The sequence below is a fragment of the Enterococcus sp. AZ009 genome (assembly GCF_050548785.1).
Lineage (GTDB): Bacteria > Bacillota > Bacilli > Lactobacillales > Enterococcaceae > Enterococcus_D > Enterococcus_D entomosocium.
The window spans coordinates 1,081,040-1,102,198 of record NZ_CP172960.1 but is presented as its reverse complement, the minus strand read 5'-3'; the positions used below and the strand labels follow the sequence as shown (position 1 = coordinate 1,102,198).

Below are 21,159 nucleotides of genomic sequence, written 5' to 3'. Positions count from 1 at the left end.
TTATAGGCAGAAGAAAGAAGTTATCACAAAATGTCCAAACAAGAGCAGTCGCTTTTCTTTTAAATTGGTTCGGTCGCTGGCTTGAGAATTTATTCAGCCAACGCTTTATTGGCAGTGGCCATCAACAAGCGGATACGATTCAATTGATTGACGATTGAGACACCTGGATCATAATCAATGGCCGCAATGTTCGCCTGCGGGTATTGACGACGTAATTCTTTCATAACACCTTTTCCTACCACATGATTGGGCAGACAGCCAAATGGTTGCAGACAAATGATATTGTTGACATTATTTTCCAATAGATCAATCATCTCACCGGTCAAGAACCAGCCTTCTCCCGTATGATTACCAATGGAAACAATCTCGCTCGCTTGCTCCGCAAGCTGATGGATCGAATGGATACCATCAAAACGCGTTGACGCCCTCAGTGCTTTATCCATCGGTTTTTGGAGCCTTTCAATCGCCATGATCGCAAAATCAGCGATCATTTTACTTTTCTTCGCCATCCCCAAATGCTCGTAGCGCCAAATCTGATTGTAGAGGGAATAATTCATGAAGCCGACAATATCTGGTACGACCGCTTCCGCTCCTTCTGCTTCTAACAGGCGAACGACATCGTTATTAGCTGTCGGTGAATACTTCACTAAAATCTCTCCCACGACACCGACACGCGGCTTCTTGATATCTCTTATCGGCACTTGATCAAAGGCTTGAATGATTTTTTTCATATTTCGATTAAACAGACTGAAGGAGCCATTGCGGACATTTTTGGCAATTTTTTCCAGCCATTCTTGATGGAGCCGATCGACAGCCCCTGCTTCTTGCTCATACGGACGGGTGCGATAAACGACCCGTTCAAAGAGATCTCCGTATAAAAATGCCACCGCCAAACGCTTCATCATCCGTAAGGTAAAGCGAAAGCCCGGATTTGATTCAACCCCGGTGTTGCCCATCGAAATAGATACCACCGGCACTTGTGGAAATCCTGCATCGTTCAGTGCTTTACGTAACAAAGGAATATAGTTCGTTGCACGACATCCGCCGCCCGTCTGAGTCATCAAAACACTGGTATTTTCAACATCATATTTTCCGCTTTGCAATGCTTCTACTAGCTGTCCAATGGAAATGATCGCCGGATAGCACGCATCATTATTGACAAAGCGTAAACCGACATTAACCGCCTCACGATCTTCACTAGGTAGACAGACCACTTGATACCCAGAAGCTTGCAAAGCAACATCGACTAACCCGCTTTGATGGATGGGACTCAACATCGGCAATAAGAGCGTGTGCTGCTTGCGCATCTCTTTGGTAAAAATAATCTTTGCCGGTTCCTCGTATTGCTTTTTAGGAACAAAGTGCTGTTTGTCCCGTTCGCTGACTGCTGCTTTCAAGGAACGCAACCGAATTCGAATTGCCCCAAGGTTCGCTCCCTCATCGATTTTCAACACCGTATATAACTTCCCATACTGCGCCATAATCTCTTCGACTTGATCAGTAGTGACTGCGTCGATCCCGCAACCGAATGAGTTTAATTGAACCAGTTCTAATTGTTTGTTTTTCGCGACCACTCGAGCTGCCGCATACAATCGCGAATGATAGACCCATTGATCCACAACCCTCAGATCGCCGACATTTGCTAAATGAGCAATACTGTCCTCAGTCAATACATGGAAGCCTTCTTGGGTAATGACTTCTGCAATCCCATGGTTGATTTCAGGATCCAAATGATATGGTCTTCCAGATAAAACGATCCCTTTTTGATTGGTCGTCATCAGCATACGTAGCGTTTCTTCTCCCCGTTGCGCAATATCTGTCTTGAACTGATCCAGCTCCTCGAAACCGCTGCGTAGGGCTTGGGCAATTTCTTCTTCTACAAAACCAAAATCTTGAAAAGTACTCGTTAAAGTTTTGACCATTGAGGCTTCATCCGCCAAATTCAAAAACGGACAGCGGTAGTCAACCGCCCCTTCACGAATCGCATCGACGTTATTACGAATCACTTCTGGATAGCTTTGCACAATTGGACAGTTAAAATGATTCTCAGCGGCAGTGTTCTCTAGTCGCTCAAAAATAACACCTGGATAAAAAATCAACGGTACGTTTTGATCAATCAGTGCTTGGATGTGTCCATGGGCTAGTTTGGCTGGGTAACAAACCGTATCACTAGGAATCGTTTCAATCCCTTGCTCATATAGTTCTTTGTTGGAACGTGGCGACAAGGTTACTCGAAACCCTAACTTGGTGAAAAAGGTATGCCAAAGCGGATAATTTTCATAAAGATTCAATACTCTTGGCAGGCCGATTTCGCCATGGACGGCCTCTTTTTTACGTAAGGAACGGTACTTAAACAAGCGGCGATATTTTTCATCCACAAGATTGATTTTGCGGTCTTCTTTCTTGATTTTGATTCGCGCACCACGTTCGCAGCGATTCCCGGTAATAAATTTTCGGCCGTCAGAAAAGAGGGTCACCGTCAACAAGCAATTGTTTTCGCATAGACCGCAATTCGTAAATTCTTTTTCTGCTTGGAAATCGGCCATTTCTGCTGGAGACAACAACGTACTAACATCGTCAAGGGCTGCTTCTTCTAAAGCGATCAAGGCGGCACCATATGCCCCCATCAAACCGGCGATCGATGGTCGAACGACTTCACGACCGCTGATCAATTCAAAAGCGCGCAGAACCGCTTCGTTATAGAAAGTCCCTCCTTGGCAGACGATTTTCTCGCCGAGGTCTTCAGGTCGCCGAACCTTGATAACTTTATAGATAGCATTTTTTATGACCGAGTAAGACAAGCCGGCTGAAATGTCGCCAACAGAAGCCCCTTCTTTTTGGACCTGTTTCACTTTTGAGTTCATAAAGACGGTACAACGCGAACCAAGGTCAACCGGTGCTTGGGCTTTTGTAGCTGCCAACGCAAATTCTTTGACATCCTGATTCATAGATTTGGCAAAAGTCTCAATGAAGGAGCCGCATCCTGAGGAACAGGCTTCATTCAATTGAATCGAAGATAACGCGCCATCTTTAACCGTCATCGCCTTCATGTCTTGTCCACCGATATCTAGGATAAAATCAACCCCCGGCTGGAAATGTTCGGCAGCTTTGTAATGGGCCATCGTTTCCACTTCACCGATATCGACTTTCAGTGCATGTTTGATCAAATGCTCGCCATAACCTGTGATCGTTGACTTTGCGATGTAAACGTCAGAAGGCATCTGACGATAAAGCTCTTGTAAAACCGCCATCGTTGTCGCTAACGGTTCACCTTCATTATTGCCATAGAAAGAAAACAATAATTCCCCTGCATCATTGATCAAAACCACTTTCGTTGTGGTTGATCCTGCATCGATGCCTAGATAAGCAGCGCCTGTATGCTCAGACAACGCTTTTTCTGCAGCAACCGCTTGAGCATGGCGAGCACGAAAAGCAGTCAATTCCACCTCGTCTTTAAACAATGGGGCTAATGTATCAGTTGGCGCGAGTTTGCCATCTTCTCCGTTGGCTAAGCGGGCTAATAGCACGGAAAGCTGTTGCTCTTCTTCTGCATACAGTGCGGCCCCCATCGCTACAAACAGTTCTGGGTTCTCGGGAAAAATGATGTCTGCTTCTTGCAGGCTCAACGTATCGATAAACCGTTGACGCAATTCCGACATAAACGTCAACGGTCCACCTAGAAAGGCTACCTTGCCTTTGATTTTACGACCAGCAGCCAAGCCAGCAATCGTTTGATTGACCACCGCTTGAAAAATACTCGCCGCAATGTCTGCTTTTGCTGCTCCTTCATTGATCAGCGGCTGCACATCGGTTTTGGCAAAGACGCCACAGCGCGATGCGATCGGATAAAGGGTTTGATAATCTTTGGCTAGTTCATTGACCCCATTGGCATCGGTTTTCAATAAAACTGCCATCTGATCAATAAACGCACCCGTTCCACCGGCACAACTGCCGTTCATTCGCTGCTCCAATGCCCCTTCAAAAAAGGTGATCTTCGCATCTTCGCCGCCTAACTCGATGGCCACATCGGTTTCGGGAATCACTGTCTCAACTGTTTTGGTACAAGCGATGACCTCTTGGACAAATGGGATCCGCAAAACTTCCGCCAGACCCATCCCACCTGATCCGGTAATCGCCAGCGCAAGCGGCTGATCTTCGATCACTTCTTGCGCTTCTCTAATGATTTTTTCCGCTGCTTTCTGGATATCTGCATAGTGCCGTTCATATCTTGAAAAACACGTTTGATTGCCTTCATCTAACAGAACCATCTTGACTGTTGTCGACCCGACATCGATGCCCGCTTTATATTTTTTCATTTGTTGCCTCCATCTAAACAACACTTTGTTGATTATCTAACAAGCCGTTTGTTATAATACTTATGTTCATTGTAATTCTTTTAATTGATAATTCAACAAACAATTCTAAGGAAGGTGTGGGATAAACAACAATTACCCGTTTTTTGTTGTTTATTTTGAAAGGAAATTCACAATATGAAAAAATTGGATTTACGTGTCAAACGAACCAATAAGTACATTATTGAAGCTTTTATCCGCTTAGTGGAAGAAAAAGGCTTCGAGCAAGTGACTGTCCAAAATATCGCCGATGAAGCCATGATCAACCGTGCAACCTTTTATGCCCATTACAAAGACAAACAAGACTTGTATGAAAAGATATTTGACTTGGCTGTCGAATCATTTACCGCGATTCTTGATTTTGAAGATTTTGTTCAAGGCAATCGCATCAAAATCCGCAAAATCGAAGCGGCCATGACCGAACTTTTTTTACACATTCAAAACAATCGTTCCTTTTATTTGACGATCATGGATGCCTCTGCCATTGAGATCATCCGTAAAAAGTTGGGCCTGATTTTGACTGAACGTTACCAAGAGATCTTTTCAACGTTGAGAATCACCGAAGGAGACATTGAAGTGCCCTTAGACTTCATCATTGACTATATGACCTCGATATTTGTTGGTACCTTGCATTGGTGGCTAACGGCAGAAACAACGATGACACCCGACCATCTAGCAAAACTTGTCATCAAACTGGTGGCAAACGGCCACCTGACTGTCTTGGGGATTGAGATTGAGGAATAAAAAAAAGAAGCTGCGAATGTGCAGTTTCTTTTTTATTCCTCAATTAGTGATTCTTTGAACGCCATTTGATCGTGTCTTTCGTCTTGCGCTGTTTCGTTACTTTGATTCCTTTTGGAGCCACACGAATCGCATAATCTTCCTTTTTCACCACATCATAGACATGCTCTGCAACTTCCGTTACTTTTTCTTTTAGATTCAATTTAAATTTCATGTGTTTTCATCTCCCGAATGCTTTACTAATAGCCTATCGCAAATAAAAAAAATCTTCAACTTATAGCCCTTCATAAAAAAGGATTTTTAGGGTTTTCGTTCCTCTTTATTGGACAAGCGATTTAGACGCAACCAATGCTTCGTAATGCTGAACTGTTTTTCTAGGTTTAGTAGAAAATTTGTTGAACAAACGGCACGATCTTTCCTTTTCCCCTTCACAGTTCCCTATTTCTGGCAATGTAGCATTATTGACATCCCTTTGATTTCAGGGATGTTTGCAGAAACTTATCTTTTTCATGTGCTCCTCGTTTCTTATCAAATGAGACTGAGTTTGATCGACAGATTGTCTCTAGACAGACACACTTATTTTCTAGTTTCAATAAAAAAGTGTCAGTAGAAAATCCAACGATTTCCCACCAACACAAAATAGTATAGTTTCCAACTACCACGAAGTTTGATTAATAAATTAAATAGTCAGAGGCACCAGCTTGCTTGATCTCGATCACCAGCTTATGAGGCAGGCAAATGCTCGTCTGCCCATTGCGATAGATCCAGCTGGTTTTGACAGCAATCTGGTCGGGACTATTGTCTTCACGCACTCGGATCGCACCATCTTTGATCTCGACGATATTGTACTGACCTTCTGCTGGATAATACGTTTTTTCCATCGCATCGATTTCTTCCAAGTTGAAACGGTCAACTTCTTCCCCATTGATTCGCACGATCGCATAACGATCCCCAGTATCACTTTGGGCTTGTGCTTCAAATAGAAAAAGCGGTAAAAAAGAGCCGACAACTAACAGAATAAACAGCAGATAATCATAGGGCTTTAGAAGTTTTAAAAATGGCTGGATCGTCTTTTTCATCACATGTACGCCTTTCATGGTTCATTTACTGTTCCTTTTTAGAAGGTAATCGCTCTTCAAAAAAAGCAGTTAGATCGATGATCTCTTCCTCTGTGAAGGTTTCTTGCTCCCATTGGGCAAGGATTTGTTCTTGCAAAGTCAAATCCATTTCCCAAAAATGCTCGCTCTTCTTGAAATGCTTTGAGTCAAAGGAACGAAACACCGGGTAGATCATCAAAAATTCTTCAAAGGTAAGATCCCAGTCCTCAGTATAATCTTTAACGACCCCTTCTGACAAGGCTTTTTCCGTTGGATCGCCATTTTCTTTGATTAAACCAGCTTCGTAAAAATGGCGATAGATGGCCTCTTTGGTGATCTCTGGATGAAATTTTTTACTGTGACGATAGGCTTCTTCAATCAATGACGGATAGATGATCTCCATTTTCCCCCTGCTTTCTGGACGGCGTCATAAGACGGCGTTAATTCTTTTCGATTGGGTGCTGTGCTTTGTATTCTGCTAAAGATACATGGTGGCTGCGCTTGAAGGTTCCTGTTGTCCCATCAAACGAAATCGCTGGGGATTTGACGCCATGGTGGGTCCGACGCTTATTCTTTTTTGCTTTTGATGTTTTTCTTGCAGGTACTGCCATGTCATTTCCAACTTTCTTTCACTTTTTCATTATGCACGCAGCTGCAATGCATTTTTTCGTTTGTTTCGTTTAAATTCATGAATGATTTTTAATGCGCGTTTCCTTGTTTTGATGTTCGGGCTCTTTAAACGTCGATACGCACTAGACAAGTCCGTTTTTTCCATGTTGACTCCTTTCTGTTACCAGCTTGCTTTTGTAACACCGGGAATTTCTCCAAGGTGTGCATGCTTACGGAAATTGATCCGTGACATGCCGAATTTATTCATGTAGCCCCGAGGACGACCATCGATCATATCCCGTTTCTTCAAACGAGTCGGATTCGAATCCTTCGGTAGTTTGGCCAATGCTTGGGTATCTCCTTGCGCTTTTAATTCTTGACGCACTGCTCGGTATTGTTCGATCAGTTGTACTTGCTTGTTGTATTTTGCCATTTTTGATTTTTTTGCCATTCAGTTATTGTCCTTCCTATTTCTTGATTTCACGAAAAATCGCTCTGCGCCGCAACTTTGGTGAATATTTTTTTAATTCTAAACGTTCCGGCGTATTGCGCTGGTTCTTATTAGTCAAATAAAGTCTTTCCCCTGTCTCCACACATGCCAAAATAATATTGTTTCTCATAATAACCAGCTCCTTTCTCTTGCGTCACACCAAAAAAGGTTAAAGTGTAACGATTACGTTTTGTATCATATCACACTCAAACATAGGAAGCAAGCAAAACTATTTCTTCTTTTTGTTATTTAACACGTGAAGAAAACGTCATATGAATTTGTTTTCAATCGTTGCTGTCATTGGCGGCAAGGTAACAGGAACCTGTAGCTTTTGATCGCGCAAAAAAACCACCTGATCTTTAAGGAATCACTGGTCGGGCTTTTCAAGCAGCCCACGTCGTGATCCTTTATCAGGTGATTTCTTTCGGTTAATTTACTGATTTGTTCTCATGTGATGCAAGCCATTCACTGATCGCTTGCAAGCGTTCTATCCGCAAGTTCGGCAAGCCATTGCGTGATAAACCATGAGAGGATTGAGGAAACAGCATCAGCTTCGTATCGACGCCTTTACGCTGCAACGCCATGTAAAACTGCTGTCCTTGTTCTTGCGGACATCGCAAATCATTTTCCCCATGGAGTACTAGCGTAGGTGTCTTGACTTGGCTGGCATAGGCCAAAGGCGACATCTTCCAAAGTCCTTCGGTCCCATCAAGTTCCCGCAACAATTGGAATTTGACAAAGGCAGGTCCAATGTCGCTCGTCCCATAAAAGCTGATCCAATTTGAGATCGAGCGTTGCGTAACTGCCGCACAAAAACGATCGGTATGACCAACGATCCAGTTGGTCATAAAGCCACCATAGCTGCCACCAGCTACATGGATCGTGTTCGTATCGATTTCTGGATGGTTTGCCACCACGGCATCAACCCCCAACAGCAAGTCTTGATAATCTTTATTGCCATAATCACCTAAAATCGATTTGACAAACGCCTGACCGTACCCTTGCCCGCCACGAGGGTTCAACAAGATGACCCCATAGCCGTTAGCGGCATGGACTTGCATCTCGTGGAAAAATGTTTCGCCGTAGCAGACTTGCGGACCGCCATGGATGTACAAAATTGCTGGATGACTTTCTTGTGTTTCGGTCGGGGGCAAATACCAGCCTTGAATTTGCCACCCATCTGCTCCTTCGTACCAAAACGCTTCGGGTTTACTGATCGCTAACTGTGACATAATTGCTTGGTTGGGATCGTATAGATCAGTTACTTCGCCACTTGCTAAGTCAATCAAGCCTAAGCGACTAGGGATCGTTGTGGTCGCATAAGCAACAGCAAGTTTGGATTCCGAATAGATCGCCGCATCAAGGATATCCATTTTTTCATCAAGCAGTTTGGTCCATTCTCCTTGGATCGAGGCGCGGTACAATTGTAGCTTGCCATGCTCCGTTACGGGTACAAGGAATGTGTCATCCGTCAACCAGGTGATCGCTACGCCGCGATTTTTTTGTTGAAAATCACTGATGATCGCATTGCCAAAAGCAACATCTAACTCCTTGGAAAGATTTTTGACTGCTTTCGTTTTTAAATCGATCAAAAATAAATCAACCAAGGTCACAAATCCGTAAGAGAGGTCATTGCCTAATAATAGCAGCTGATCATTGCGCGCTGCAGCAAAAGTATACGTTCCTTCTGGCAGAATGTTTTCTAAACTTTCTGTCTTTTTCGTCTGGCTATTTAGGAGACAAACCTTCGATCCATAGTCCCACTCGTCTTCTTCCTCTTTGTCAAAAGTGAGAAACAAAGTCTCTTGATCATCCGCTAAGCCAGAGAACACAAAGGGATACTTATGCTCAAAAATCAGTTCCGTTTCTTGTGTCGCGATCGTTTTTTTGATGATCGAATGTTTTTTTTCTTTTAAAAAGCCGACGCCATCCGCCAAATAATTGACTTTCGTAGTAGCTTTTACTTGTGGAAATTCCTTTTGCTTGTCCATCTTTTCTTTGTCGTCTTGATTCTCTGAAACCGTCTCCTCTTGTGCCAGCTGGTAATAGATAGCCGTTGCGTCTTGCTTCCAAAAATAGTCGCCCAGACCTTTTTCAGTCACAAGTGCTTGGGGCTTGCCGCCGGACACCGCCATCGTCCATAACGTACTTTCACCTTTCTTTGGATCGGTCGTCACAAAACTGAGCCATTGCTCATCTGGCGAGACCTTTAGACTGTTGTGGGTCGTCGCTTCTGTTCCCCACTCACGCCGTTCATTGGTCTTTGCGTCAATACTAAAAATCGCTGAATCATACGTGTTGGTCTCTGGGTTGACTACCGTTTCCAAGTAAAAAACCTGATTTTGCCCCACTGCAGGCTGCGCAATCGTTTTCAGTTCAAACAGTGTCTCATTCGTTATTTTTTTCATCCATTTCCCTCCAAATATACGTGTTTTCGTAGTAACTACCTACTAGTATATCAAAAGAAACGAATTTTTCTGCTTTTTTTAATAGTGAAATCCTCGCAAATTCGCTACTTCTTCAAAACCAGCCGACATCCCTGTCTGCCTTAAGATCTCCTGCCCATTTTCTAAAAGGGTCAAGGTGATTTCCGTACTGGCACTTTCGCGAATGATCCGATTCATTTGCCCAATAGAAGGTGCCCTCAAAGAATGCCCTTCTTTCGTCAAAACTTCGATCGTTAAGGACCATTGTTTTTGTTTGAGATGGATCACTAAACGGTCTTCCGTGCGTTTGACATCATGAATCTTTGCACCATGATAAGTAGCAAAACGATATTCTTGGCTCCCGACTTGCAGAACACAAATCGTTCCCAAAAAAGCAAAACCAGCAAAGGGAATGTCGGCTGCGGAGAAAAAGAACCGAACATCTGGCGCATCAAAGCTGTTGCATTGAACCCAAATATAAGCTGCTGGAAAGGAGGTTCCCCAATCTTTTTCCAAATAACCGATCCCGTTCGTAAAATCGATTGCTTCGTCGTTCCACTGCAGCGTACCTTCTAAGGTATGACTCATGCTCAAGACCCCGTGATAACACTCCATAAATGACAGATACGAAAAAGGACCCATGATACTCGGCGCATAACGTGTCCGCTGAATCGGTTTGTGGTCGTTATACTTTACTGACCCTTGTACTTGAAGTTCGTTATTTTTTAAAGAGACTTGGATGCCTGCTTCACTAAAGATATTGTCACCAATCGTTACTTTACGCTCCTCTTCTGACACTTGAAAGTCAGTTTCTGGAAAGGAAAAGTAATGCGCGCCCTCATGATTGATCACTTGAATGAACACTTCTTTGGTCCCGTCTTTTTGAATCGAAAGACCAGGAATAAAAGCATAGACTTCTTCACCGATTTGGTGTTTATGGTACCAGCCTTCAAAAAAAGCGGTCTGCTTGTCGTGGCCGTGAAAGAACTGATCTGTTGTCAACATCTTGATTTCCCTCCGTTTCTTTTTTAGTGTAGCATGAAGCAGAAAGATTCCTCAGGATAATGCTTTTTCTATGTAAAAAAAGCCAGAAACAAGTAAGACACTTGTTTCTGGTTTTGCTTATTGCTCTTTCATCACTCGACGGGTCCACCAGAGAAAAATAAGAAACCCTACAACTAACAGTGTCAAAAATCCGCCGGTCATCCACGATCGCTCACCAATGTGATAAAATACCAAAGCTTTTTGCAGGCAACCAAGCAACACAAATACCCCCAGTAGAAAAGCGATCGGATAAAAAGCTTTTTCTTTGCGAAATACAACAAAAACGATCGCCGCTACCAACAAACTGCCAACCAATACTACATCAAAAGGAAATGCGATCGTCAGGAGCCACCAGTTTGGAGTCAGCAGATTGATCAGAAGTGAAAGACCAATCCATCCACTCATAACGAGCCAAAGAGAGCCAAAACAAAACGCTTTCTTTGTGCCCTTCTTTTGATAAATGGTTTTGCTAATGACTGAAAAAATCCCAATGACCGCTAACACGGTTACCAGCCCTGTCAAAACATAGGCCAAAAGGTTAAGAACCAGTGGTCCTTGATTTGTAAAATCAGCTATAAACTTGATTCCCCAACTGATGCCAATCGCTAGATACGCCAATTTGAGACGCTCTTTAAGATTGCTCTTTGGCGTGTTTGCCAATAGTTCATCTGCCACCCCTTTCGGATCATTGCCAAAATAGTGTTGCGCCTCTTCTCCATGAGTTTGTGCTTCTAATAAATCCATTGCAATCGCGTATACCTGCTCTGTGACTTTATGCTCATCGTAAAAAAGGCTGGAAAGTAAGAGGTAGCTTCGAAAATCATCAAAAAATTGGCGATTTTTCTCATTGAATTGTTGCTCGATCAGATTGGTTTGCTCTCGCCAATAGGTCGTCTCTTGTTTATTTACCATGTTTCCTCACTCCTTAAATAATCCTTCGACTTTCTTCATTAGGTTCGTCCATTGTTCTCTAAATTGTGCTAAATAGTCTATGCCTTTCGGGGTGATCGAGAAATACTTACGATCAGGGCCTTCAGGTGATTTTTTCGTCTCAGAGGTAATAAGTTCTTGTTTTTCCAACTTCTGCAGCAAAGGATAGATTGTGCCGCCAACGATCGTTTCAAAGCCTCTTTGCTTCAGTTCCTGTACCAGTTCATAACCATAAATCTCTTTTTGAGCAATCACTTGCAAAACACACCCTTCCAAAACCCCTTTTAGTAATTGCGTCTCTTTCACGATTTCCCTCCTTTGGCTCCCTTTATCTAGTTTGTTATACAAACTAGTGTTATACCTAGTATACGTGTTTGTCACTAGTTTGTAAAGCACACTAGTGTTAAAAATAAAAACGGTCTTTTCAATAAGACCGTTTTTATCAAACTCGATGCTCTTTTTCTAAATGACAATATCGATATCCTCGGGTAAAAGGCTCTTGTAAAAATATACTTTATTCCGCTTTGATTCTAAAACCATTAGAATAATTTTTTCGGTGCAGTCTTTCAATACCTGTTTAAATACAGCTTCCCCTTCAGTATTCTCAGTGGCACCTTTTTCCTCATCGTATCCTCTACAAGAGAGAAGTGCAAGGTCAAAATGATAGGTCCTGAGCTGATTGACTGCTGTAACTGAATTAACGGTAAACTTTTTGTTCGTTACCGTCCCGCCAACGATGGTCACCTCAGCAGCAGTATGTTCCGATAGTAGTGCGGCAGTTAGCACACTATTGGTTACCACTCGTAACCCATGAATTTTTTTCAGGTAAGGGATCAGGTGCAAAGCTGTGCTCGAACTGTCCACGAAAATGGTCATATCGTCCTCAATATACGTCACTGCACGTTCTGCAATTCTGCGTTTTTCTTCATCATTGACATAATTCCCCACTTTTGTCAGATAAGCCGCATCGACCTTCTCTGAATCGATCAGCACAGCACCACCTCGGGTACGTCTGATTTGTTCTTCGTTTTCCAGTTCAATCAGATCGCGTTTGACCGTAGCATCACTATAATGTAAGAATTCAACTAATTCCCCCAGAGAAGCAAATTTCGTTTCATTTAAATACATCATGATTTTCTGCTTACGCTCATCTTTTGCTTTCCCCATACATTAAACTCCTTTAAAAAAGAGATTCCCACCAATTTAATCCTGTACCAATCAATCATTTCATTTATTATCTCTGATAAAAACGTGCTTTGTCAACCGTATTCAGCAGGGTCAACTTATGGCGTACAACAGCTTTCACATCTTTTATTGGTTGTATATATACTTGATTTGGTTCATACATAGCAGGGTTTTCCGTCAATACTTTTCTGACTGAATCAAAAAATACGGATTTCAAATCAGAACTAAGATTTACTTTACATACGCCATATTTTACAGACTCTCGCACTTCATGATCTGGGTTTCCTGACCCACCATGCAATACAAATGGTAAAGCAATACGATCGTTCAACTTTTTCAATAAATCGATGTTCAACTTAGGGGTGATATTTTTTGGATACAACCCATGAGCCGTTCCAATTGCAATGGCAAGGGTGTCAATGCCGGTAGCACGTACAAAGTCTTCGGCTTGGTCGACATCTGTGTAAATAATTTCTGCAGCTCCCCCTTCTGCGGAACCGTTGTTCCCAATCGTACCAATTTCTGCTTCAACGCTGACACCAACCATATGTGCCAGTTCAACAACTTCTTTCGTGATTTTTTTATTTTCTTCGTAATCGGCTAATGATGCATCGATCATCACCGAGGTATAGCCATTACGGATCGCCCGCATGACATCGTAGATTGATCCCCCGTGATCCAAATGAATAACGACTGGTACCTTACTTTTTAATGCGTACTCCCGCACTGTCGCTATGAAACAATCTCCTAAGTATTCGATCTCATCAGGATGAATTTCTAAAATGACTGGTGCATCCTGTGCCTCAACTTCTTCCATGATTGCTTTTAACATATCAAAACTGCAAATATTAAATGCTGGAACAGCAAATTTATGTTCTTTTGCTACAGCAAGTAATTCTTTCATTGTCATTAACATTGTGACATTCCTCTTTTCTTTTGATTCGTTTCGCTTCAACTTATAAATAGTTTCTAAATCAGTTTTCCTTCATCGGTTGGTTGGCGTTCCATTTCAGTTCTAGATTTTTTCAAAAACCCTAACATCAATGCTGTAACCACCGTTCCAGAAACGATTGCCACGACATACATCAACGGATTGTTCAATACATTGGGAATCGGTAAGATCCAGATACCACCATGTGGAGCTAATGAAGTTACGCCGACACCCATTGATATTGCAGCAGCGGTTGCTGAACCTGCCATCAAACTAGGTATTACTCGTAATGGGTCAGCGACAGCAAATGGAATCGCACCTTCAGTAATATAAGATAATCCCAAAACCCAGCAAGACTGAGCAGAAGTTCGTTCTTCTTGAGTAAATTTTTGCTTAAACAAGATAGAAGCCAAGGCAATGCCTAGAGGAGGTGTCATCCCGGCAGCCATACAAGCCGCAATTGGTGCATTAACTCCTGCCGACATCAAACCAATACTAAAGGTTGAAATCGATTTATTGATGGGACCGCCCATATCAGCTGCCATCATAATGCCTATCAGTAAGCCGAATACCACACCACTCGTAGAACCAAGTCCATTAAGCCAATTCGTCAAAGCATCCAATACATAAGAGATTGGTTTATCAATGAAATAAAACATGGCAAAGCCAGTCACAGCAACTGAGATCAAAGGAACAATAATCAACTGATAGAGTGCCGCAAATGATTTTGCTACTGTTACTTTATTCGCTAAATAATCCGTAGCATACCCAGCGAGTAAACCACCAACCATCCCACCTAAAAAACCAGATCCTCCACTTGCCGCCATCGTTCCCGCAACCAAACCAGCGGCAAAGCCCGGTCTACCGGCAACGGAAGTGGCAATTCCTGCTGCAAGTGCAGGAACCATCAATGCAAAAGCCGTATTCCCACCAATCGTGCTTAAAACTTCGGCAATTTGATTGTATGATGGATCGCTAGGATCAGCTGCATTGATCCCAAAAGCAAAACTAAACGCAATTAAAATTCCACCAGCAATAACCAAAGGCAACATGTAATTAACGCCATTCATGAAATGATTATAAATGCCAGCTTTCTTTCCGGATTCGTTTGAAACATGCTCGGCTTGGGCAACCGTGGTCACTTCTACCCCATCAATTGCCTCTTGAATTACTTTTTCTGGTTCTCTGATTGCTCTTGCGGTTGACACTCTTTTAACTTTTTTTCCAGCAAATCGGTCGGTCTGTACTTCTTTGTCAACCGCTAAAATGACAACCTCTGCCTGTTGAATTTCTTCTGTACTCAAAATGTTTTCGACTTTTACTCCTTGTGTCTCGATTTTGATTGTATATCCCAATGATTTTGCCGTTTTTTCCAGTTTTTCAGCAGCCATATACGTATGCGCAATTCCAGTCGGACAAGCAGAAATACCGACAATTTTCATACAGGTTCCCTCTTTTCTGATTGATTTGATTGAATATTATTAATAATATCTGAGGCGTCTTTTGCCTTCTTTACTGCATTTCGAAATCCTTCGTGCATCAACAATCGTGCGAGATTGCTTAAGATGATTAAATGATCGTCAGTACTCTTTTCAGGTACTGCGATGACAAAAGAATAGGTGACAGCCGTTCCGTCAATTGCTAGATAATCAGTAATTGGACTCGACTTTACGAAGGCGATTGCGGGCCTTAGTACTGCCTTACTTTTTGCATGAGGAATACCAAAATGATCTTCAATCCCAGTAGAGGTTTGTTTCTCGCGACGAAATAAATCTTTTTTGTACTTCTTTATATTACTGATAACTCCTGAGGACTCGAATAAAACAGATGCTTGAGTAAACAATTCTTCTTTTGTCCGAATTTGCTCATCAAATAAAATGAATCGTTCATCAATCAGTTGACCGATATCCAATTTCAACACCTCCATTTTTTGTAATCGTTTTCGAAAACTTGCCTAAACTATACCATCGTGAACTAAACAGTTCAACACTATGAGCTATTTAATGCAAAAGAACGAAAAAAAGTGGGGTACGTTCATAAAGTTGATCTATAAAAGTCAAAAAAAGAACAAGGAACGACAAATCATCGTCCATTGTTCTCTTATTTCGATTAATACCTATACTAAAAATTTTCTTGAAAGAAAAACCGCAAGTAAATCTCTACTTTTCTTCCATTCCCGATCTCTACACTTACAAGACATTCTTTCGAATCAACTCTCATGTAATAAAACGTGATTCAACGTTTCACCCCACGTTGATAGGAATCATTGTACGCTTGAAAGGACTTATCGTGAAGTTTAGCCGCTGCATCTGCCAACCAGTTGACATTTCTGATCAACGCGCGGCCTTGTAAAACCAAATCCACTTGATTGGTTTGCAAAAGATATTCGCAAAGATCAGGATTATCCAATAAACCGACTGCTGCTACGGGAATATCGACCACTTGCTTGATGGCTGCAGCAAAGGGCACTTGGTAGCCATCATAGATCGGAATATTAGGCTTTTTATCCACCACACCACCGGTTGAGCAATCAAGACAATCAATGCCATCTGCTTGAAGCCATTGGGCTACTTGCTGCCAATCTTCCAACGAATTTTGGCGTCCTGGTTCTTCATAGTCTGTCAGTGACAAGCGCATCCACAATGCCCCAGAAAAGACCGCCCGAACTGCTTGTACCGTTTCTTTTACAAAGCGATACCGATTCTCTAAGGAACCACCATACTGGTCGGTGCGTTGATTGACGAATGGCGAAAGAAATTGGTCCATCAAGTAGCCATGAGCCCCATGAAGTTCGATCATCGCGACACCCGCATTAGCTGCTCGTTGGGCAGCCTGAACAAAACTGTCTTGCACCCGTTTGATCTCCGCCAGGGTCATTTCTGACGGTAACGGGTAGCGTTCGTTAAAGGCAACGGCACTTGGTGCCAAAGGATTGGTGGCATCAACTGCTTTTCGTCCTGCATGGCTTAGTTGGATGCCTACTTGCGCATTGAAACCATGCAGCAGTTCCACCAATTTCGTCAGTTCTGTTTGCTGTTCTTCATTCCATAACCCTAGATCATTGTTTGTGATTCGTCCGTCTGGTTCAACGGCAGTTGCTTCGATAATGATCAATCCGGCTTTGCTTAATGCTCGTGCCCCATAGTGAACAAAATGAAAGGGCTCCGCAACACCGTCTTCTTTTTTTACTTCATACATACACATCGGCGACATAACGACGCGGTTGGCCAATGTTAAATTCGCTAGCTTCACTGGTGACAATAGTTTGGACATGTTGACACTCCCTCAACGATTTTTCGCTTTGTATTTTTCTCTATATTCAGTATAAACAGCCCCTTCAAAAACACAAGCAATGACCCTTTTTCTCATTTTTAAAACAAAAAAATAGACGCATTCTGCTTGCTCCCATGACATTGGAACAATCAGCTGCCTCTTCCCACTATTATTATACCGCATCCAGAGTCAAAAAAATAGACTAGTATTTTTGGTGGATGCCCGTATAATTGAGTTACTTTGGAGAATGGATGTGAGTCTGAATGAACAACCTAAAGGCTGAAAAGAAGCATCTCGCAGACACGTACCAGCAATTGCTAACACGAAAGACAGTGCTGAACAGTTTCTTGACTGAAGGCAGAAAAAAAGATCGCCTTGCGATGCAAAGCATCGGCGAAGAGATTCGCTTAAACTTTGATAATTTTGCTGACCGTTTAGATACTTTTGCTGCCATCGAAAGTAAGAATCGTGAGATCGACCAAATGAACGCCGCTCTTCAATCTGCTGAACGTGAATTAGCTGCCATCGACCGTCTTCTGGATAGTCCCTACTTTGGTAAAATCTCCCTACAATTTGAAGATGAGGAAACGATAGAAGATTTTTACATTGGGATCAATGGTTTTGTTAATGAAAATAAGGAAGGGCTGATCTATGATTGGCGCTCCCCAATTGCCGAATTGTTCTATGCCAAACGCTTGGGTCCGGTCTCTTATCAAGTGAACAATCAGACGATTTCTGCCGTTCTTGAACAACGCCGTCAATTTATTATCGAAAAAGATCAATTGAAGCAAGCCTTTGATACCTCAGTGGCGATTCAAGATGACGTGTTACTGGCAGCCCTTGAAGCCAATAATAGCCAAAAAATGCAGGATATCACTGCTTCGATCCAACACGAACAAAACGTCATCATCCGTGACTTAGCGCATAAAAACCTACTGGTCAACGGTGTTGCTGGAAGCGGAAAAACTTCTGCTGTCATGCAGCGGATCGCCTTTTTGCTGTACCATTTTCGTGAAGAGATGACCGCAGAGAATGTCTTGATCCTCTCCCCGAATTCGCGGTTTATTGATTATATTTCGCAAGTGCTGCCTTCCCTCGGTGAAAAAAATCCATTGACGTTGACCATGCGGCAGTTTTGCCAAGCATTTCCTAGCGTTGACTTAGAATCGGAAGAGGCTTATTTTGACCGCATCCAGCAAGCACCCAGTGAAGCAATCGAACTTTTACGCAGTGCTGACTTCAGCCGCTTTCTTCAATCCTTGAGCAAACAGCTGCCAGAAGAACTTGTGCTTCAGTTTAAACCAATCAAAAGAAAAAACGTCGTCCTTTTTTCTGAAGAAACGATCGACACTTTCTTCCAAGAAACACCGAAACAGGCACCCTTGCGCGATCGCATCCAAGCTGTCAAAAAGAAATTGGCTTACGCTTGGGAGGAACGATTGCAAAAAAATGCCTTAGCAGCGAATGTTCACGACCAAGTTCGTTCTTTGACTGAAGATGAACAACGACCCCTTTTAGGGACAGTTTTAAAAGATGATTCAGAAAAAACGATTCAGAAAGCAGCCCTTCGCCTCCTAAAGAAAAAATATGCAAAAGTTACGAAACAAATCAACGACCTTACGTGGTTTGATACGAAACAATTGTTAGCAGACAGTGCCGACTATTTTACTCATGGACAGATCACTTTGACGCAAACAACAGATAGTTTGGATTATACTGTTTGTCTATTGCTGATACGTCATTTGGTGGCCGAAAAACAACCTGTCCCTGCTTTGCGCTATCTCTTTATCGACGAAGTCCAAGATTATACGCCAGCACAACTGCAGTTTCTATTATGTCTTTTTCCTATGACCGCTTTCACCCTCGTGGGGGATCAGCAACAGGCGATTTTTACAAGTGCCATCACCGTATCAGAAATCCAAACGATATTTCAACAACAGGCGAAATCCCTCGAAACGTATCAGCTGACTACGAGTTATCGGTCTAGCGGTGTAATCACACGGTTATTTGCTCAAATGCTACCAAAAGAAACCAATTTAAAAATCTCTGCCGTTCGACCAGCAGGAAAGTTGCCACAGTTTTATGCCAATCTGACTGACGTTGCCTTGGTAGACATAGTAAAGGAACTTAAGCAGCCAGTAACGATCATCACAAAAGATAGTCGATCCAGTGAAGAGCTTAAACAATTCTTCGATAAACAGGCCGTGTCATTTCATGGAACGGTTTTACCGATTCATCTTGCCAAAGGATTGGAATTTAAGCAGGTTCTTTTATATGATGTTTCAGCAGAAAATTATCATACCGATCAAGATCAGCGGATTCTCTATACGGCGATTTCTCGTGCAATGGAAGAACTGATGGTAACTTCAAAAACGACCTTTTCACCGTTTCTCACTATTTGATAGTAGAACGAGAAACCTCCTATTTTCTATAGAATCTTGATAAGATTTGAGAGAACCCTGTCTTGTCTCTCTGGGTAATTCTCTTGTCTGACCGATTTAGAAAGCGATCGATCAAATAAAAAAGCATCAACGCGATTGCGTTGATGCTTTGCTTTTGATTTGATTAGCGATGGATGTAAGTATATCCAGATGCGCTCAATGTTGCAGTGTTTGGTCCACCAGGACTGTCAAAGCCCATTCCGCCTTGAGAGATCGTGATCGTATTGTTTGATGGGTTGTATGATTCAACATAGGCTACGTGACCATAAGTTGGATCAGCAGTCCAAACGCCACCAACTGATTGACCAGCGGCAAAGACTACAACAGCACCGGCTGCTGGTGTACCATTGACAGTGTACCCATCAGCTGCAGCTGACGCACCCCATTGGGCCCCGTTACCCCAGTAAGTACCTACCCAAGGAGCGCGGTTTTTCACGTACCAAGTACATTGACCCCAAGCATACATGTTCCCTGAGCTTGAATGATCTTTTCCGCCGCCTGTAGAAGTACTTCCGGTAGAATCATTGTTTGATGAAGAGTTTGAACCTGAGTTACTTGAACTTGAATTGCTTGAACCATTGTTCGAAGAGCTTGTGTTCGATGAACTTGAGCTGTTAGAACTGCTAGTATTGCTTGAACTTGAGCTTGTGTTGCTTGAAGAACTACTTGTTGCTGTTTCAGTAGAAGCAACTGTATTTTCTGTCGTGCTCTCTGTTGATTGGGCAGCAGCTTCTTCTTGTGCTTCTTTCAAAGCAGCAGCTTGTCTTTCTTCTTCTGCTTTTTGAGCAGCAGCAGCTTCTTGTTGTTCTTTCAAGATACGGGCTTTTTCAGCTTCCGCTTCTTGTTTTTTCTTGTTCAATGCATCTTTGTCTTTTTCAGCAGTTGCTTGTTCTGCTGCTAAGTTTGCTTTCAAGACATTTAAATCAGCTTGTTTTGCTGCAATGGCATCTTTTTGTTGGCTAAGTTCTGCTTGGTTTGCAGCAACTTCTTGGATCTTGCTTTCGTTTTCTTTGACTTTGTCTTCAACATCTTGTTTGTCTTGTTTTTGTTGTTCAACTAAATCATTGTTTGCATTGACGATCGTTGTCATCGCTTGTACGCGACCGATAACATCCGTTAAAGAATCTGCTTCTAAAACAGCATCAATGAAATTGGTGCTTTGACCGTTAACTTGTACATCACGGGCTTGCTTTTGAATTGCTTCTTCACGTTTGGCAATACGCAATTTCAATGTTGCGATTTTGTCTTGCAATTTCTCAGCTTCTTGACCTAACTCAACTTGTTTTGCTTCTAATGAAGCAACTTTTGCACTCACTGTTTCAATTTCTGCTTCTAGAGAATCGATCTGTGATTGGGCGTCAGCTTGCTGACCTTTAAGAGAATTGATTTTTTGGTCTTGCTGCTCGATTTGATCATCAATGGAATCTGCAAATGCTAATGCAGGTGCTGCAACTGCGGTTAATGTTAGTGAACACACCATTAATGCTGATAACAAACTATTCTTCACTCGTTTTTCCTCCGACTAGCTGGTTGATTTGACAGATGAACTGCCTTTATAAAAACTTAATTTTGTCTAAGAAAGTTTAATGTTCGATTTAACGACAAATGAATTCTACCATAATGATATGACACACAGATAA

The 21,159-nt window shown here is 42.4% G+C and carries 20 protein-coding genes; 2 read left to right on the top strand and 18 right to left on the bottom strand.

The annotated features are described in order from the left end of the window. Positions 1-89: 89 nt before the first annotated feature. On the bottom strand, positions 90-4,316 hold the full coding sequence (locus IGJ74_RS05140; protein ID WP_218193169.1) for a 2-hydroxyacyl-CoA dehydratase: 4,227 nt from the start codon (positions 4,314-4,316) through the stop codon (positions 90-92). A gap of 174 nt (positions 4,317-4,490) precedes the next feature. Here IGJ74_RS05140 and IGJ74_RS05135 point away from each other — a divergent pair, with 174 nt between their 5' ends. Continuing rightward, positions 4,491-5,096, top strand: coding sequence for a TetR/AcrR family transcriptional regulator (locus IGJ74_RS05135; RefSeq protein WP_005237309.1), 606 nt, complete (start codon positions 4,491-4,493; stop codon positions 5,094-5,096). A gap of 43 nt (positions 5,097-5,139) precedes the next feature. Here IGJ74_RS05135 and IGJ74_RS05130 read toward each other — a convergent pair whose 3' ends face one another. The 16 genes from IGJ74_RS05130 to IGJ74_RS05055 all read right to left on the bottom strand — a co-directional run bounded on the left by IGJ74_RS05130 (position 5,140) and on the right by IGJ74_RS05055 (position 17,078). Next, the gene (locus IGJ74_RS05130) at positions 5,140-5,307 is read right to left on the bottom strand and encodes a hypothetical protein (protein WP_005237320.1); all 168 of its coding nucleotides are present in this window, start codon (positions 5,305-5,307) and stop codon (positions 5,140-5,142) included. 457 nt (positions 5,308-5,764) lie between these two features. Then, a complete protein-coding gene (locus IGJ74_RS05125; protein WP_034868672.1) occupies positions 5,765-6,172 on the bottom strand; it encodes a NusG domain II-containing protein in 408 nt (135 codons plus the stop codon). A 25-nt stretch (positions 6,173-6,197) separates the two neighbouring features. Then, a complete protein-coding gene (locus IGJ74_RS05120) occupies positions 6,198-6,593 on the bottom strand; it encodes a hypothetical protein (RefSeq protein WP_218193168.1) in 396 nt (131 codons plus the stop codon). Between the two features lie 37 nt (positions 6,594-6,630). Further along, a complete protein-coding gene (rpmF, locus tag IGJ74_RS05115; RefSeq protein WP_005237324.1) occupies positions 6,631-6,801 on the bottom strand; it encodes a 50S ribosomal protein L32 in 171 nt (56 codons plus the stop codon). 29 nt (positions 6,802-6,830) lie between these two features. Further along, a complete protein-coding gene (locus tag IGJ74_RS05110; protein WP_005237325.1) occupies positions 6,831-6,965 on the bottom strand; it encodes a putative metal homeostasis protein in 135 nt (44 codons plus the stop codon). Between the two features lie 15 nt (positions 6,966-6,980). After that, complete coding sequence (gene rpsN, locus IGJ74_RS05105) at positions 6,981-7,250, bottom strand: 30S ribosomal protein S14 (RefSeq protein ID WP_005237326.1); 270 nt, start codon at positions 7,248-7,250, stop codon at positions 6,981-6,983. 16 nt (positions 7,251-7,266) lie between these two features. Continuing rightward, complete coding sequence (gene rpmG / locus IGJ74_RS05100; protein WP_005225339.1) at positions 7,267-7,419, bottom strand: 50S ribosomal protein L33; 153 nt, start codon at positions 7,417-7,419, stop codon at positions 7,267-7,269. Positions 7,420-7,717: 298 nt separating this feature from the next. Next, positions 7,718-9,697, bottom strand: coding sequence for an alpha/beta hydrolase family protein (locus IGJ74_RS05095; protein WP_218193167.1), 1,980 nt, complete (start codon positions 9,695-9,697; stop codon positions 7,718-7,720). Positions 9,698-9,775: 78 nt separating this feature from the next. Continuing rightward, positions 9,776-10,720, bottom strand: coding sequence for a tocopherol cyclase family protein (locus tag IGJ74_RS05090; protein ID WP_196044301.1), 945 nt, complete (start codon positions 10,718-10,720; stop codon positions 9,776-9,778). A 117-nt stretch (positions 10,721-10,837) separates the two neighbouring features. After that, a complete protein-coding gene (locus tag IGJ74_RS05085; protein ID WP_196044300.1) occupies positions 10,838-11,671 on the bottom strand; it encodes a hypothetical protein in 834 nt (277 codons plus the stop codon). 6 nt (positions 11,672-11,677) lie between these two features. Continuing rightward, positions 11,678-11,995, bottom strand: a complete 318-nt coding sequence (locus tag IGJ74_RS05080) for a PadR family transcriptional regulator (protein ID WP_196044299.1) — start codon at positions 11,993-11,995, stop codon at positions 11,678-11,680. A gap of 156 nt (positions 11,996-12,151) precedes the next feature. Next, complete coding sequence (locus IGJ74_RS05075) at positions 12,152-12,856, bottom strand: DeoR/GlpR family DNA-binding transcription regulator (RefSeq protein WP_008377293.1); 705 nt, start codon at positions 12,854-12,856, stop codon at positions 12,152-12,154. Between the two features lie 67 nt (positions 12,857-12,923). Continuing rightward, positions 12,924-13,790 (bottom strand): ketose-bisphosphate aldolase, encoded by an 867-nt coding sequence (locus IGJ74_RS05070; RefSeq protein ID WP_196044298.1) that lies wholly within the window; start codon positions 13,788-13,790, stop codon positions 12,924-12,926. Positions 13,791-13,843: 53 nt separating this feature from the next. Continuing rightward, a complete protein-coding gene (locus tag IGJ74_RS05065) occupies positions 13,844-15,247 on the bottom strand; it encodes a PTS fructose transporter subunit IIC (protein WP_016613797.1) in 1,404 nt (467 codons plus the stop codon). Continuing rightward, positions 15,244-15,726 carry a PTS sugar transporter subunit IIA gene (locus IGJ74_RS05060; RefSeq protein ID WP_308169228.1) on the bottom strand — a complete coding sequence of 161 codons (483 nt, stop codon included), beginning with the start codon at positions 15,724-15,726 and terminating at the stop codon, positions 15,244-15,246. Before IGJ74_RS05060 ends, IGJ74_RS05065 begins: the two co-directional genes overlap by 4 nt. 314 nt (positions 15,727-16,040) lie before the next feature. After that, the gene (locus IGJ74_RS05055) at positions 16,041-17,078 is read right to left on the bottom strand and encodes an NADH:flavin oxidoreductase/NADH oxidase (RefSeq protein ID WP_086332109.1); all 1,038 of its coding nucleotides are present in this window, start codon (positions 17,076-17,078) and stop codon (positions 16,041-16,043) included. A 263-nt stretch (positions 17,079-17,341) separates the two neighbouring features. Between IGJ74_RS05055 and IGJ74_RS05050 the strand changes: the two genes are divergently transcribed. After that, on the top strand, positions 17,342-19,480 hold the full coding sequence (locus IGJ74_RS05050) for a UvrD-helicase domain-containing protein (RefSeq protein ID WP_194199594.1): 2,139 nt from the start codon (positions 17,342-17,344) through the stop codon (positions 19,478-19,480). 163 nt (positions 19,481-19,643) lie between these two features. Here IGJ74_RS05050 and IGJ74_RS05045 read toward each other — a convergent pair whose 3' ends face one another. Next, entirely contained in the window at positions 19,644-21,026 is a 1,383-nt protein-coding gene (locus IGJ74_RS05045) for a CHAP domain-containing protein (protein ID WP_223347066.1), read from the bottom strand. Positions 21,027-21,159: the final 133 nt, after the last annotated feature.

Excerpts from the sequence above, each read along its gene's own strand:
- IGJ74_RS05140 (WP_218193169.1), bottom strand. The coding sequence starts at position 4,316 with ATGAAAAAATATAAAGCGGGCATCGATGTCGGGTCGACAACAGTCAAG.
- IGJ74_RS05135 (WP_005237309.1), top strand. The coding sequence starts at position 4,491 with ATGAAAAAATTGGATTTACGTGTCAAACGAACCAATAAGTACATTATT.
- IGJ74_RS05130 (WP_005237320.1), bottom strand. The coding sequence starts at position 5,307 with ATGAAATTTAAATTGAATCTAAAAGAAAAAGTAACGGAAGTTGCAGAG.
- IGJ74_RS05125 (WP_034868672.1), bottom strand. The coding sequence starts at position 6,172 with ATGAAAAAGACGATCCAGCCATTTTTAAAACTTCTAAAGCCCTATGAT.
- IGJ74_RS05120 (WP_218193168.1), bottom strand. The coding sequence starts at position 6,593 with ATGGAGATCATCTATCCGTCATTGATTGAAGAAGCCTATCGTCACAGT.
- rpmF (WP_005237324.1), bottom strand. The coding sequence starts at position 6,801 with ATGGCAGTACCTGCAAGAAAAACATCAAAAGCAAAAAAGAATAAGCGT.
- IGJ74_RS05110 (WP_005237325.1), bottom strand. The coding sequence starts at position 6,965 with ATGGAAAAAACGGACTTGTCTAGTGCGTATCGACGTTTAAAGAGCCCG.
- rpsN (WP_005237326.1), bottom strand. The coding sequence starts at position 7,250 with ATGGCAAAAAAATCAAAAATGGCAAAATACAACAAGCAAGTACAACTG.
- rpmG (WP_005225339.1), bottom strand. The coding sequence starts at position 7,419 with ATGAGAAACAATATTATTTTGGCATGTGTGGAGACAGGGGAAAGACTT.
- IGJ74_RS05095 (WP_218193167.1), bottom strand. The coding sequence starts at position 9,697 with ATGAAAAAAATAACGAATGAGACACTGTTTGAACTGAAAACGATTGCG.
- IGJ74_RS05090 (WP_196044301.1), bottom strand. The coding sequence starts at position 10,720 with ATGTTGACAACAGATCAGTTCTTTCACGGCCACGACAAGCAGACCGCT.
- IGJ74_RS05085 (WP_196044300.1), bottom strand. The coding sequence starts at position 11,671 with ATGGTAAATAAACAAGAGACGACCTATTGGCGAGAGCAAACCAATCTG.
- IGJ74_RS05075 (WP_008377293.1), bottom strand. The coding sequence starts at position 12,856 with ATGGGGAAAGCAAAAGATGAGCGTAAGCAGAAAATCATGATGTATTTA.
- IGJ74_RS05070 (WP_196044298.1), bottom strand. The coding sequence starts at position 13,790 with ATGTTAATGACAATGAAAGAATTACTTGCTGTAGCAAAAGAACATAAA.
- IGJ74_RS05065 (WP_016613797.1), bottom strand. The coding sequence starts at position 15,247 with ATGAAAATTGTCGGTATTTCTGCTTGTCCGACTGGAATTGCGCATACG.
- IGJ74_RS05055 (WP_086332109.1), bottom strand. The coding sequence starts at position 17,078 with ATGTCCAAACTATTGTCACCAGTGAAGCTAGCGAATTTAACATTGGCC.
- IGJ74_RS05050 (WP_194199594.1), top strand. The coding sequence starts at position 17,342 with ATGAACAACCTAAAGGCTGAAAAGAAGCATCTCGCAGACACGTACCAG.